This window comes from Prosthecobacter sp. (assembly GCF_014879935.1).
Lineage (GTDB): Bacteria > Verrucomicrobiota > Verrucomicrobiia > Verrucomicrobiales > Verrucomicrobiaceae > Prosthecobacter.
The window spans coordinates 1-14,350 of the sequence record NZ_JACSRD010000114.1; the positions used below are offsets into that span (position 1 = coordinate 1).

Genomic DNA, 14,350 nt, shown 5'->3' on the forward strand with positions numbered 1-14,350 from the left:
TAGCCCCCCAGCGTACTCCCCATCCAAACTCCCCTCACGCACCCTCCGCGCAGCGGCTCAGTTCAACACTCATTGTCTAAAAAACATGCCAAGCATGATGCAGGCATCGCAAATGGCAAATCACTGACTTGGAACTCGTTTGGAGAGGTTTCCAACCGGACCAATCAAAACGCGAAAAACTCCGTTGCCCTGCGCCCTTTGCTCTCTGCTATCAGCGCCCTCGCATGTTTTACGTCGCCGAAGACCATGAAGAAGGCAGCCACGCGCCGCGCCGGAGCCATCCGCCGCTCGGTCCGCGCATGCGCATCGCTTTTTCTGAAGACGGAAAGCTGTCCGAGTCGCCGCAGTTCGAGTATCGCCCGCAGCAGCAGCGCATGGCGGAGCTGGTCGGAGCGGCGCTGGATGGCAATCAAGCGCTGGTGTGCGAGGCGGCGACAGGCGTCGGCAAATCGCTCGCCTACCTCGTTCCTGCGGTGACTTTTGCGCTGGAGCAGCGGCGCAAGGCGATCATCTGCACGCACACGATCAATCTGCAGGAGCAGCTCATCTCGAAGGACATCCCCATCGTCAAACAGATCGTCGGCCCCTTCCACGCGGAGATTCTCAAAGGTCGCGGCAACTACCTCTGCCCCACCCGCCTCAAACGGGCGCTCAATGAGTCCGGCGATCTCTTTTCGACCTCCGAGGCGTCCGAACTCAAGCTGCTGCTCGACTGGGTGGCCGAAACCGAGGATGGGACGCTCAGCGATCTCGATTTCAGCCCCAGCGCACGCGTCTGGTCGCTCGTGTGCAGCGAACCGCATGCCTGCACGCCACGTCGCTGCCCGCCTGGAAGCCGTTGCTGGTATCAGGACACCCGCCGGCGCATGGAGGCCGCGGATGTCATCGTGCTCAATCACACGCTGTTCTTCACGCTTCTTGCCTCCGCCGACGAGACGGGCACCGATGACTGCAACTTCCTCTTTCCACGCGACTTCGTGATCCTGGACGAGGCGCACACCATCGAAAACGTCGCCGCGCGTGCCTTCGGCCTCCACATCAGCGAATCGAATCTCAAATTCGAGCTCGGCCGCCTGCACAACCCGAAGACGCGCAAGGGCTTCTTCCAGCTCGTGGGCGACAAGGACGGCGTGCGCGAGGTTTTGCAGACGCTTGAGGTCGTGGACACGTTTTTCCGCGCCGCCGAGGCGAGCTGCAAGTTCAACAACGTCGGCCGCGAGTTCCGCGTCCGCGAAGCCGGACTCGTCGAAGACTCGCTTTCCCTGCCGCTGCAACGTCTGGCCCAACGTGCGCTCAAGGCTGGCGACGCGGCGCACAAGGAAGGCACCAAACTTGAGCTGCACGACCTGGCCAAGCGCCTCACGTCCATTCGTGTCGGCCTGAAGGCCTTCCTGGACCAGGAAAACGAGGATCACGTGCACTGGGTGGAGCGCACCGGCATGGATCATCGCACCATCAGCTTTCACACCGCGCCGGTCGATGTCGCGCCCCGTCTGCGGCAGATCTTTTTCGCCAGCCACAAGGCCTGCATCTTCACCAGTGCCACGCTCGGCGTCGGTCATGACGAGGAGCTGAACTACTTCCGCAACCGGGTCGGCGCCGAGGATGCCAACGCCGCCTGCATCGAGAGTCCATTCGACTTCAAGCGGCAGATGAAGCTCTATCTGCTCAAGAAAATGCCGCAGCCGTCCGATCCGGGCTACCTCGACCAGCTTGAGCACTGGATCACGCATTTCATCGACCTCAGCAGCGGCCGCGCCTTCGTCCTCTTCACCAGTTACAGCCAGATGACCTCCCTGGCGGACAAACTGGAGGCGCATTGCAACCAGCGCGGCTGGCGTCTGCTGGTGCAAGGCCGCGGCATGCCGCGTCATCAAATGCTCGCCGAGTTCAAGAACGACACCCACAGCGTGCTCTGCGGCACGGACAGCTTCTGGACCGGTGTCGATGTGCCCGGCGAGTCGCTGAGCAACGTGATCATCACGCGTTTGCCCTTCGCCGTGCCGGATCATCCGCTCACCGCCTCACGCATCGAACACCTTGAGGAGCAGGGTCTCAACCCGTTCACCGAATACAGCGTGCCCGAGGCCATCCTCAAACTGCGTCAAGGCGTCGGCCGCCTCATCCGCACCGCCACCGACAAAGGCATCTGCGCCATCCTCGACAACCGCATTCTCACCAAGCCGTATGGCCGGGCGTTTCTGTCTTCGCTACCGGAATGCCCGACGGAGGTGCTGTAGAGTCGCGAAAACCGCGCCACCATGAGCACCATGCAATCGGACCTCGATTCCATCCGCCAGAAACTCGGCCAGGAGCCGCGACGCATCGGCTTCATGGGCTTTGGCTGGGGCGGACGCGTGTTTCCGATCCCGCCGGCCCTGCGCGGACTGACTCCCGAGCAGGAACCGATGATCGACACGCTGCTCCGGCAGAAAGACATCTGGCGGGGCGGCCGTATCGTCTGGGGCTACATTGTCATGGCAAACAGCGGGCTCTACATGCCTGGGGAAGACGATCTGCCCGGCGATGTCGTTTATTCGCTTTCAGCCACCGATGATGACGCCATGGAAGCGCTGCCACAGATTGCGGAGACGTTGTATGCCGCCAAGATGTCCAAGGACGACATCGCGGCATTCCCGGACGATCAGCAAAACATCATCGAGCACCTGCGGCAGGAGACGGATCGCGCCTTTGGACTCGTCGTTCCGCCTTCGATGAGTCATGAACTGCAGTGCCATGTGTCCAGTTTCTGGGCGCATCGACCCTTCCTGCCTGAAAAGGCCCTCGGCGGTCGATTCGTGCCGCTGCTCGTGCTCGCGGACAAGGTTCATGACGTGCTGATTATTCCGGCTGGCTTCTGGCCTTCTGATCTTCGCATTCCATGGGAGCAACGCGTGAAGGAACGCATGGTGCTGCGAGGCTTTTCGAAAGAGCGCATCTCTCAACAAAAAGCCTGGCTCGGAGCGATCAAGCGCGATGGTCCGCCCGAACCTTGGTTGGAAGCAACAGCCGAGTCGATCTCCGGTGAGTGGGCAGGTGAGTTTGAACACGAAATACCTGATGATGAGAACTCACCTCTCGTGTCCTTGCTCATGCGCCACGAGTGGCATTTTGAAGCGGATGGTCGCTGCAGACTGGTCATCACATTGCAACCTTTGCTGAACGGCGAGGCGCCCGACTCCCACGACGCCTCCTCCCAGGAGCGAGAAGGGTGGTTCACCATCGAGGCTGGCGTTCTCACGGCCCGTTGGCACGATGCCGAGTCCGGACAGATGGATCTGATCATCGTGTCGGATGGCGAAATGTTTGATGGTGAACTCATCTGGCTGCGCCGGGCTCGTCAGCCCTCGCATGAGGAACGTGCCAGCGCGGTGACGGACGGCGGGAGCACCATTTACCGGCACAAACCGCGTGCCGCGTCGCCATTTGCCCCGCCGGACATGAGCGAGTCGAACCTTCAGGCCATCGACGACCATGTGACCGAGCACATCGGCGCAATCGAAACGGTGTGGCACGAAATCTTGTCCGACATCGTGCATATCGACATTCATGTCGTCCCGCCACGCCCGGAGCGTCCCTACTATACGCTGGTCACCAGCGGCATGAGCGATCAGGCGATGAATACCCCGGAAGGAGCCGGGGACTGGCGCTTTTCAGAGTTGATGATCTGCTTGCCGCCCGACTGGCCGCTCACAGACGAGGCATTCAAGGATGAGAACAACTACTGGCCGCTGCGCTGGCTCAAAAAGCTCGCGCGATTCCCACACGAGTATGAGACATGGCTCAGCGTGGCCCACACAATCCCAAACGGCGACCCGCCTCAGCCGCTGGCAGACAACACCTCCCTCATCGGATTCATGCTGGTTCCGCCACTGACGACGAGCGTGGAATTCCATGAGCTCATCGTGCCGCCCCTGAAAAAGATCCACTTTCATGCCCTCATGCCCCTGACCACGCGCGAGATGGATTTCAAACTCAAACACGGAGCGGATGCGCTCATGCAGCGACTGGAAAACGCGAAGATCACCGAGTTGCTGGATGTCGGCAGGAAAAGCGTGATCTGAGCCGGCCTACCGTCCCTTGCGAAACTCCCGCACCGCCTGCGAGGTGCTGTGGCAGGTCGCCAATGTCCCCGCCAGCGCGATGTCGAACTTCGGCAGCAGCTTGCTCTTCTTCGCCTTCTTGTAACGACCACCGTCGAGAACGAACACCCTCAACCCGGAACTCTCCCACACCCAGACTTCGGGAATGCGGAATGGCGCGTAGAACTCCAGCTTGTCGATGGAGCCGCTGGTGATGACAACCTCCAGCACCATGTCAGGCCGTGTTTTCTTCAATTCACCGAATACAAAGCTGTCGTCCGGCTCTTTGCCTCGATCCCGTGGAATGCGCAGTGTGGCGCTTCCTTGCGTGGCGAATTCAACGCCTTCGTCCAGGCAGTGCGACGCAATCAGATGCGACAGGTTTCCTTTGATGCGTTCGTGATCAATCGAGAGCGTCATGATGTCGAGCCTTCCTTTCAAATAGCTGACGCGTGAGCTGGAGCCTTCCAGCTTGGCATCAAGCTGGAGGTAGAACTGCCATGTGGTGTCCCACACGACTGTCAGATGATCGTGGGGTGGAGCCAGTTCCGGCGGCGAAGAACGCTTGCGGCGGGGTGGGTCAACGACAGCAGGCATGATGAATTTTAGCTGTGAACCGACGTTTTGCCAATCACGGAAACAAACCGCGGATCGCCTTCGCCTCATGCACGCGCTGGATGCCGAGGCTGAGGGCGGCGAAGCGCATGCCGACCTTGCGTTTCTTCGCGAAGTTCACGGTCTGCATGAAGGAGGTCTCCAGGATGCGATAAAGCTTGCTCATCACCTCGCCCTCGTCCCAGAAGAAGCTCTGCAGATCCTGCACCCATTCGAAGTAGGAGACGATCACGCCGCCGGCATTGCAGAGAATGTCGGGAATCACGAAAATCTCCGGTCGCTTGGCGATGATCTCGTCCGCTTCAGGCGTCGTGGGGCCGTTCGCGCCCTCGGCCAGGATGCGACATTGGATTTTCGCGGCGTTTTCGACCGTGATCTGCCGCTCCAAGGCCGCTGGCACGAGAATGTCGCAAGGCGTGACGAGCAGTTGCTCATTCGTGATCGCCTCCGCTCCATCAAATCCAACCACGCTGCGTGTTTTGGCGACATGTGCGTCCAGTTTGGCGAGGTCGATGCCGTTGGCGTTGTAGAGGCCGCCGAATGCGTCGCTGATGGCGATGATCTTGATGCCCTGTCGTGCCATCGTGGCCGCTGCGATGCCGCCGACGTTGCCATATCCCTGAACAACTGCCGTCGCTCCGCTGGCAGGGATGCCGAGTGTGTCCATGGCACGCGAAACGAGATAGGCGACGCCACGTCCGGTGGCCTCGCGGCGTCCGAGCGATCCACCGAGGCTCACCGGTTTCCCGGTGACCACCGCCGGCACGCAGTGACCGCTTTGCAGCGAATACGTGTCCATCATCCACGCCATCGTCTGCTCGTTCGTGCCCATGTCAGGAGCTGGAATGTCGGTCTGCGGTCCGATGAACGGAATCAGTTCCTGTGTGTAACGCCGTGTCACGCGCTCCAGTTCGCCGATGGAAAGCTCGCGCGGATTCACTGCCACACCGCCTTTCGCACCACCATACGGCAGGCCGGTCAGGGCGCACTTCCAGCTCATCCACATCGCCAGCGCGGCGACTTCGCCGAGCGTCACATCCGGATGGAAACGCACGCCGCCTTTCGTCGGGCCGAGCGTGAGGTGATGCTGCACGCGATACCCCATGAAGGTGGTCACGCTGCCATCATCCCGCCGCACCGGCATGGCGACACTGACGCTGCGTTTTGGGTATTTGAGGCGATCCCGGGCTGAATCGGGGATTTCGAGAAAGTCGGCCACCAGATCAAACTGCTGGCAGGCCATGCGGAAGACGGGCGTGTCATAGACTTGCGGGACGGAAGCGCTCATGGTGATGGAATTACGTCGCAGGGCGGATTTTTGCCACACGCTAAAATTGGCATCTTGACAGCGCCGCCTGACGCCAAGCAACATCGCGCCCATGTCCGCCGCCAAAGCGCCCGCCAGCCTCCGCCACCTGTTTGATGAGATCGGCACCGTCGACCATGTGGGCATCGAGGAACGCGTGGCGAAGTACACCACTCGCAGCCTCAAGAAGAAGTCGAAGGTCTTCGGTCTGCGTCTCGCCGTGTCGATGGTCGATTTGACCACGCTCGAAGGCAAAGACACACCCGGCAAGGTTGCTTCCCTCTGTCAGAAGGCGCTTTGTCCGCATGATCAAGGCGACATCCCGCAAACTGCCGCGGTCTGCGTTTATCCAGCGATGGTGAAGCACGCCAAGAAGCACGTCGGCGGAACAAGCGTGAAGATCGCCTCCGTCGCGACGGCATTTCCATCCGGCCAGGCTCCGCTCAAAACACGCCTCGCTGAGGTTCAGGCCGCCGTGAACGACGGTGCCGACGAAATCGACATGGTGATCAATCGCGGCGCGTTTCTCGCCGGCGAATTCGGCCGCATGCAGGACGAAATCGCCGCCGTGGTCGAGGCTTGCGGCAAAACGACGCTCAAGGTCATTCTCGAAGTCAGCGAACTCGAAACCTACGACAACATCCGTGCCGCGAGCTTCCTGGCGATGCGGGTCATTCGTCCGGGCGACTTCATCAAGACCAGCACGGGCAAAACGTCCTCAAATGCCACGCTCGGCAACAATCAGGTCATGATTGAGGCCATCCGCGATCACTACCTGGCCACGGGCGTGCCGATCGCCATGAAACCCGCTGGCGGCATCCGCACCGCGAAGCAGGCGCTGCAGTTCCTCATCGCCGTCAAAGAAACCCTTGGCGACGAATGGCTGAACAACCGCCGCTACCGCTTCGGCGCCTCCGCCTTGCTGAACGATCTCGTCCGCCAGCTCGAAAAGGAACGCACCGGCGCTTATCAGGCCCCATGGAACTTCAGCGAGGCGACGGAGGGGTATTAATCGTCGAGGGAGTGTCGAAACTGATCGCGAAGATTCGCCCCCGGGTTCGAATCTAACTTGCCGATGCCTCAAGGTCCTTATATTCCAGCGCAGAAACCTGGGCCTGAAAATCGACGTGAGATCGACATGGCCTCGGAGGTCAAAAAGGTTATCGCCGCCGTCCAAGCTGCCATAAACCTGGCCAGCAGCGGCGACAAGCTGGCACCCTTCGCCCAGGACCCAAAAGGACGCGTAGTGAGTGTCCGTCTCCCAACCGATGGATTGACGCTGGACAGATGCCCCGGAAAAGGCATGTATCGCGGCGAGAAAAGCGTCCGTAATCCCCTAGCATGAGCCATCTGGAGCCCTCGAAAATCATCCGCCTCCTTCTTCCTGCCGCATTGGCGCTGCTGGCCTCCTGCCAGAACACCGCCAGCCGCGGCCAGACGCAGTACCTCGAAGCCTTCGATCCCGGCAGCGTCCCGCATTCGGCGATGTACAATGCCGACCAGGTCTCCTACTGGGACGGCGACGGCGTGGGCGGCTTCCCGAGCATTACCATCGACCTCAGCGACCAGAAGGCCTATTTCTACAAAAGCGGCTCCCTGGTGGGCGTCTCGGCGCTGTCCACGGGCGACGAGAAGCACCCGACCAAGACAGGCAGCTTCAAGATTATCGAAAAAGACCAATGGCATAAATCCAACCTCTACGGTGACTTTGTCGATGGTGTCGGAAACGTGGTCGTCGCCAACATTGACATCACCAAGGACAAGCCCCCGGCCGGAACTCGCTTCGAGGGCTCGAAAATGCATCACTTCATGCGGTTCACCGGCGGCATCGGCATGCATGAGGGCTTTCTTCCAGGCTACCCAGCTTCTCATGGCTGCGTGCGCATGCCTGGCCACATGGCGGCCATTTTTTACCACAACGTCGTTAAAGGCACGCCCGTCACCGTGCGTCCGTGAAATCCTGAACGTATGACCCCGGACACGCCGATCGAGATCAGTCCCACGGACGTGTCCTACCTCCTCGGCCGGCCCGGCCCGCGCACCTGCCGCATCATTGATTGTCGTGAGGAGAGCGAGTGGCAGGTGTGCCGCCTGCCGGAAGCGCAACTCGTCCCGCTGTCCCGCTTCGGCGAACTGGCTCCCCAGGCCTTCCCGAACACGCAGGAGCACCTCATCATCTACTGCCACCACGGCATGCGCAGCCTTCGTGCCGCGCAGTGGCTGCGCGAGTACGGATTCATCCACGCGCAAAGCATGCGCGGTGGAATTGATGCCTGGGCGGATCTCGTCGATCCCGAAATGCCGCGTTATTGACGGCGACCCCGTCGCGAGCGTGGACGGATGGAGTGTTGGACGGATGGATTATTGGATGGATGGCCCGGCGTGGCGATCATCGCTCCAGCGATGGCCATTCAATCCCCTGGACTTGATGAGATGTCTTTGTTGCTCGTTTCCACTCACGGTCCAGCCACTGCCCACGATCCAATAATCCATCAATCCAGTCGTCCACGGCCCCTGCCATCCTCGCCCAACAATCCACCGCTCCGCGGCTCTTTGTTCTAGCGCGGCTCTCCGTGGCGAACTATCGTCCCTGCCCCCCAAACGCCAGCATGGTTCGCCTCCTCACCCAGCAAGGACAGCTCATCGATTGGAACGATGAAAAGACGCATCCGTTCCCGGACAATCTTGTCTATCTCGACCTGCTGAACCCCGGCCGTGGCGAGGAACTGGAGGCGGAAAAGTGGCTCGAATACCAGCTCCCCACGCGGGAGGAGATGCAGGAGATCGAGGAGTCCAGCCGACTCTACATGGAGAAGGGTGCGCTCTACATGACGGCGTGGATTCCCGTCGGTCTCGACACGCCGGACCCGGAGAACACCTCCATGTCCTTCGTCATCGCGCCAGACTGCCTCACCACCGTGCGCTACGCGGATCCCATGGCCTTCCGCGTGCTCGCCGACCAGGTGCGGAGGCAATGCAGCACGCCTCTGAGCAGCGACGCCGTCTTCCTCACTCTGCTGGAACTCATCGTCGCCCGCATCGCCGACGCCTTGCAGAGCGTCGAGGGCGACATGAAAAAAATCTGCCGCGACATCTTCAATCTCGACCCGCACAAGGCGCACGCGGGCGTGGAAAAGGACCTCAGCGATGTCGTGAAACTCCTCGGCCGCCGCAGCGCCCTCGTCGCCAATTTGCGCGAGAGTTTGCTCAGCCTCAGCCGCATGCTGCAGTACTTCCTCAACAACGCCGCCACCTGGATGCGCGGTGATCTGGCCGCGCAGTTCCGCAGCGTCATGCGGGACATCAAGAGCCTCGATGACTACACCAACCAGCAGACGCAGGAGATGACCTTCCTGCTGGAGTCCACGCTCGGCCTCATCAACATCCAGCAGAACCAGATCATCAAGATCTTCACCGTCGCCAGCGTGCTCTTCATGCCGCCCACGCTCATCGCCAGCATCTACGGCATGAACGTCGGCCTCCCCGCCGCCGAAAACCGCTGGGCCTTTGTGTTCGTCATGCTGGTGATCGTCCTCTCCGCCGTGCTGCCGATCTGGTTCTTCAAGCGCAAACGGCTTCTGTGAGCCGCCGCTGGTGCGCATCAGGTGAGGATCTCGCGGATCACGTGCCCAAAATCACGCTCCAGCCGCTTGCGGCCAGGTACTTCGAGTTTGTGCGGGTCGAGACCCAGTTGATGCAGGATCGTCGCATGCACATCGGTGACGTAGTGCGGGTGCTCCACCGCGTGGAAGCCGAGTTCATCTGTCGCGCCGTGGATCGTGCCGCCTTTCACACCGCCGCCCGCCATCCACACGCTGAAACCATACGGATGATGGTCGCGACCGTCCGCGCCTTGCGATCCCGGCGTGCGGCCGAACTCCGTGGCGAAGACCACCAGCGTGTCGTCTAGCAGGCCACGCTGCTTGAGATCCTTCAGCAGGCCTGAGATCGGCTTGTCCACCTGCTGCGCGAGCATGGAATGGTTCTTTTTCAGGCCCGAGTGCGAATCCCACGCGCCGGCAGCACCATCGCCATGCTGGAGCTGGATGAAACGCACCCCGCGCTCGGCGAGACGACGCGCGACGATGAGCTGTCGGGCAAAAGGTTCGGTCACCTTGTCATCGAGGCCGTAGAGCTTCTTCGTCTCGGCGCTCTCGCTGTCGAGATTCATCGTCTCCGGCACGGCAGTCTGCATGTTGAAGGCGAGCTGGTAGCTTTTCATGCGCGCGGCCAGCGTCTTGTCGCCGGGATACTGCTCCGCAGTGAGCGTGTTCAGACGGTGAATGAGATCAAACTGCGCCGCCTGCTCGCTTTTGCCAATTTGAAACTCCGGCGCGGCAAAGGTGAGCGGATTCTTCGGATCGACCTTCAAGTTCACCGCGTCGTAGGCCGGGCCGAGGTAGTGTCCGTCCCGCACATCGAAATAGCGCGGCCCCATGTTGATGAAGGACGGCAGATTGTCCGTCATCGAGCCCAGACCATACGTCGCCCAGGCACCGATCGTCGGCACGCGGGGCTCCAGCATGTGCCGGCCGCTGTGGAATTGCACCTGCGCGCCGTGATTGTCATCCGTCGTCCACATGCTGCGGATGAAGGCGATCTCATCCGCGCAGGAGCCGATGTGCGGAAACCAGTCGCTGACCTCCATCCCGCACTGCCCGTATTTCTTCCAGCCGGTCTGCAGCGGGTAGATCGTGTTGCGCTGCTTGCCGTTGGCGTCGTTCACCACCACCACGCGCACCTTCTTGAGCTTCTCGGGATCCTGCACGCTGGAAAAGGGCGTCTCGCCGATCGACTTGCCCGCATACTGGTTGATCGCCGGTTTCGGGTCGAAGCTCTCCATGTGGCTCACGCCGCCGCGCATGAACAGCCAGATCACCCGCTTCGCCCGCTGCGGCATCATCGGCAGTCCGTCCGGCGGCTGCCATGCCTCCTCGCCACGCAAATCACGCGCCAGCATCGCCGTGACGGCGATGCTTCCCAGTCCGCCGAGGATATCGCGGCGGAGGAAGGGGCTCTGCTGGTTTGTGAGGTTCATCGCAAAGTGACGAAGTCGTTGTGACTGAGCAGGGCCTGCAAAAACAGGCTGCGGTTCTGTTTCAACGCGGTGAAACCCTCCAAACTCGCCACGCGCTCGGCATCGGTCGGCAGCCGGTTGAGGATGGCGAGGAAGCTTTGCTCAATGAAGGCCTTCTCGTCCAGCCGGCTCATCTTTGCGGCCAGCGCGTCGGCGCATTCGCGGCTGAGCTTGCTGTTAGTCAGCGCGAGCGCTTGCTGCGGCACGACGCTCTCATTGCGACGGTAGCATTCGAGGACGTTGCTGTTGTCAAAGGTGGCGAGAAAGCGGTGCTCCGTGTCGGTGGTCTGGATGAAGTAGAGTGAGCGCCGCGGGCTGGACTCTGCCTTGTCGGGATCGAGGCTCGGTCCGCCAAGGGAAAGATCGAGCTTGCTGGCGAGGTGCAGCAGGCTGTCCCGGACCACCTGGCTTTCCATGCGGCGCGGGTTCATGCGCCAGAGGTAAAAGTTGTCAGGATCGTCGGCAGCGGTGGCGGCATCGGCGTTCGCGTTCGAGGAACTGCGCCGATACAGTTCCGACAGCACCATGGCGCGGTGCAGGTGCTTCAGGCTCCAGCCATTGGCCATGAAATTGACGGTCAAGCTGTCGAGGATGTCCCGATGCAACGGCGCAGGGCTGCGCAGCCCGAAATCATCGGCATTGGCCACGAGCGACGTGCCGAAATGCCGCGTCCACACCTGGTTGACGAGCACGCGCGCCGTGAGTGGATTGCGTTTGTCCGCGACCCACCGTGCAAAAGCCAGCCTGCGGCCGGTGCTGCTGTCAGGATACGATTGCACCGTCGCGTTGTTGCTCTCCTCAGGCCCTTCCTGGGCCTTCAAACTCGCTGGCAGCGAGGTGTAAGTCTCTCCGGGCGCTGCGACCTTCTGCCTGGCCTTTTCCAAGGCTTCGCGTGCGGTTTTGAGCTTCTTGTCGGCGTCCTTGGCCTTCGGATCGGCCTCGGCTTTGGCGAGCTCGAGTTCAGCCTGCGCCAGTTGGTACTCCGCATCGGCCGCTGCGGCGGCTTGGGCGAGCTTTTTGTCGTTCCTGGCCTTCTCCGCGGCAAAAACGGCACGAATCATCGGCACGCGAGCCTTGGCGGCGGCGAGTTGCTTCTCAGCGAGAGCGACGGCCTTCTTCACATCGCCCGTTGAGGCGAGTTGACCGGTGCCTGCCTCGCGCAGAACGGCGTCTGCATCGAGATTCGCGAGCTGGAAGCGGTGGAACTCGACATCGCAGTCGAAAGCCGCGAGCGCCATTGCTCCGGCCCGGCGCGGCTGCGTGAGGCGATAGGCCAGAACGTGCTCGCCATTGATGCTGGCATTCAGAAGCTGGCCACGAATGCGCACATTGAGCGTGTGGCGCACGTCCTGCTGGATCAGCCGTGCGACGGCTCCGCCGGCTGGATAAGTCGATTTGCCGTCCTTGCTCGTTGTGAGCTGGATCTTCGAGGCGCCACTGGCGGCGCTCATGTAAACCATCGCATCCTCGCCATTCGCGCTGTCGAAGACGAGGCCGACGGATTTCCACTTCTGGCCACCGCGGATGGTGAAGCTCACCGTGGCGTCGAAATCGGCCGGTGCAGCCGTTTTGAGCTGCAGCACGCGACGCTCCGCACCGGTCTCGCGTTGCCGCACACCGTTCGGAGAGTGCTGCCAGTCGCCTTTGACGACCTGCCAGCGATCGGGCGCTGGCTGCGTGAAGTCGTCCGTGAGGCTGACCTTGGCGGCGACGGCTGTTTTTGGCGCGGCGGGCGGCGATTTGGCGAGTTTGGTCTTCGCATCGTCCAGCGTCTTCTGCGCTGCGGCGATTTCGCGCTCCGCGGCCTTGAGTTGGTCATCGAGAACGAAGGCAAGGAGCAGCGGTTTGGCCGTCGAAGCGGGCAAAGCCACCTTGGCGGGCTGGAACGCGGCGAATTCGAGCACGGGCGGGATGCCGGGCTGCATCGGCTTCGATTTGTCCTCGTTCTTCTCGTCGCCGCGCACGTGGCGGAAGGTTTTCTGGTCGAGATGCAGGTCAAAGGCGCGCGGCAGGCCGTTCTTCTCGAAGTTGGTCTCCCCGGGCCACGGATCGAGGCGCACGTGCATCGGCTCAAAGATGGCGCGCATGCGGTAGTAGTCGGGCTGGTCGATGGGATCGTATTTGTGGTCGTGGCATTTCACGCACTGCATCGTCAGGCCGAGGAACGCGCGGCAGGTGTGCTCGATCGTTTCGTCGAGCCAGGTGGTGCGGTTGAAGAGGTAGTAGCTGCGGGCGAGGAAGCCGGTGGCGCGCAGGTTGTCGCGATCGTCCGGCGCGAGTTCATCCGCCGCGAGCATCTGCACGATCATCTGGTCGTAGCCTTTGTCGGTGTTGAGTGACTCCACGATCCAGTCACGCCAGTGCCAGAGGTGCTTCTGCGAATGACGAAGCTGCGCGCCGAGGCCATACCAGTCGCAGTAACGCCAGATGTCCATGAAGTGCCGTGCCCAGCGCTCGCCGTATTGCGGGGTGCCGAGGAGGTGATCGACCACGGTTGCGCAGGCTTTCTGTGCGGCGGGAGAAGACAATGAGACCGTGAGATGGGGAGACAGGGAGATGGCCGGCCTCTCCTTGTCTGACGGTCTCCGTGTCTCATTGTCTCCGCTGCATTCGCTCAAAAACGCCGCAATCTGCTCCGCCGTCGGCGGCAGGCCGATGAGATCGAGATACACGCGGCGCAGCCAGATCTCCGGCGTGGCATCGGGCTGCGGCTTGAGGTTCTTCGACGCGAGACGTGCCGCCAGCAGCGCATTCATCGACTTCCCGGACGATTTCGGCGGTTGGTAGGCCCAATGGGCACGCGGATCGGCCTCGGGTTGTTCCTGGGACGGCGATGGAGCGCCTGCATCGAGCCAGGCACGCAGCTTCAACACCTGATCCGCGTTCAAGGTGGCACCCTCGCCCTCCGGCGGCATGCGATCGGCCTTTTTCGCCGTCGTCACACGGTCAATGAGCAGATGGGTGGCGTCACCGCTGTCACCGCCTTGTTTGAGGGTCGCGACCGTGTCGAGGCGCAGTCCGCCTTTTTGCTTCAAGGCACCGTGACAGGCGTAGCAGCGCTCTTTGAGCAGCGGCTTGATGTCCTTCTCATAGTCCGCGGCCAACGCAGGCGCCGCGGCCAGGGCAAACGCCGGCCATCCTCGCGTGAGGAGCTGGCGGAGGGCGGATGAGGCGCGGGACGGGATCATGCGACAGGCAGAGTTTGAAGTACGCCCGTGAAGGGGTGACTCCATCGTCGTCTGAGCGATGCGGGATTGAAAAAACCGCATC

At 61.6% G+C, this 14,350-nt stretch carries 10 protein-coding genes; 6 read left to right on the forward strand and 4 right to left on the reverse strand.

The genetic code is table 11. From position 1 onward, the window contains the following. Positions 1-224: 224 nt before the first annotated feature. Both IAE77_RS08200 and IAE77_RS08205 read left to right on the forward strand, forming a co-directional pair. Entirely contained in the window at positions 225-2,240 is a 2,016-nt protein-coding gene (locus IAE77_RS08200) for a helicase C-terminal domain-containing protein (RefSeq protein ID WP_294224538.1), read from the forward strand. 21 nt (positions 2,241-2,261) lie between these two features. Continuing rightward, positions 2,262-4,064: a suppressor of fused domain protein gene (locus IAE77_RS08205; RefSeq protein WP_294224540.1), complete on the forward strand. Its 1,803-nt coding sequence runs from the start codon at positions 2,262-2,264 to the stop codon at positions 4,062-4,064. A gap of 6 nt (positions 4,065-4,070) precedes the next feature. Here the strand turns inward: IAE77_RS08205 and IAE77_RS08210 are convergent, their stop codons facing one another. Continuing rightward, positions 4,071-4,679: a Uma2 family endonuclease gene (locus IAE77_RS08210; protein ID WP_294224542.1), complete on the reverse strand. Its 609-nt coding sequence runs from the start codon at positions 4,677-4,679 to the stop codon at positions 4,071-4,073. 34 nt (positions 4,680-4,713) lie between these two features. Further along, positions 4,714-5,985, reverse strand: coding sequence for a Glu/Leu/Phe/Val dehydrogenase (locus IAE77_RS08215; RefSeq protein WP_294224543.1), 1,272 nt, complete (start codon positions 5,983-5,985; stop codon positions 4,714-4,716). A gap of 91 nt (positions 5,986-6,076) precedes the next feature. Between IAE77_RS08215 and deoC the strand changes: the two genes are divergently transcribed. The 4 genes from deoC (at position 6,077) to IAE77_RS08235 (ending at position 9,587) form a co-directional block, all read left to right on the forward strand. After that, entirely contained in the window at positions 6,077-7,015 is a 939-nt protein-coding gene (gene deoC / locus IAE77_RS08220; RefSeq protein ID WP_294224545.1) for a deoxyribose-phosphate aldolase, read from the forward strand. Between the two features lie 329 nt (positions 7,016-7,344). Further along, the gene (locus tag IAE77_RS08225; protein WP_294224547.1) at positions 7,345-7,959 is read left to right on the forward strand and encodes a L,D-transpeptidase family protein; all 615 of its coding nucleotides are present in this window, start codon (positions 7,345-7,347) and stop codon (positions 7,957-7,959) included. A 12-nt stretch (positions 7,960-7,971) separates the two neighbouring features. Then, on the forward strand, positions 7,972-8,316 hold the full coding sequence (locus IAE77_RS08230) for a rhodanese-like domain-containing protein (protein WP_294224549.1): 345 nt from the start codon (positions 7,972-7,974) through the stop codon (positions 8,314-8,316). Positions 8,317-8,612: 296 nt separating this feature from the next. Then, the gene (locus tag IAE77_RS08235) at positions 8,613-9,587 is read left to right on the forward strand and encodes a magnesium transporter CorA family protein (protein ID WP_294224551.1); all 975 of its coding nucleotides are present in this window, start codon (positions 8,613-8,615) and stop codon (positions 9,585-9,587) included. 17 nt (positions 9,588-9,604) lie between these two features. Here IAE77_RS08235 and IAE77_RS08240 read toward each other — a convergent pair whose 3' ends face one another. Then, complete coding sequence (locus tag IAE77_RS08240) at positions 9,605-11,041, reverse strand: DUF1501 domain-containing protein (protein WP_294224554.1); 1,437 nt, start codon at positions 11,039-11,041, stop codon at positions 9,605-9,607. Beyond that, entirely contained in the window at positions 11,038-14,268 is a 3,231-nt protein-coding gene (locus tag IAE77_RS08245; RefSeq protein ID WP_294224557.1) for a PSD1 and planctomycete cytochrome C domain-containing protein, read from the reverse strand. The genes IAE77_RS08240 and IAE77_RS08245 overlap by 4 nt, the downstream gene beginning before the upstream one ends. Between the last annotated feature and the right edge of the window lie 82 nt (positions 14,269-14,350).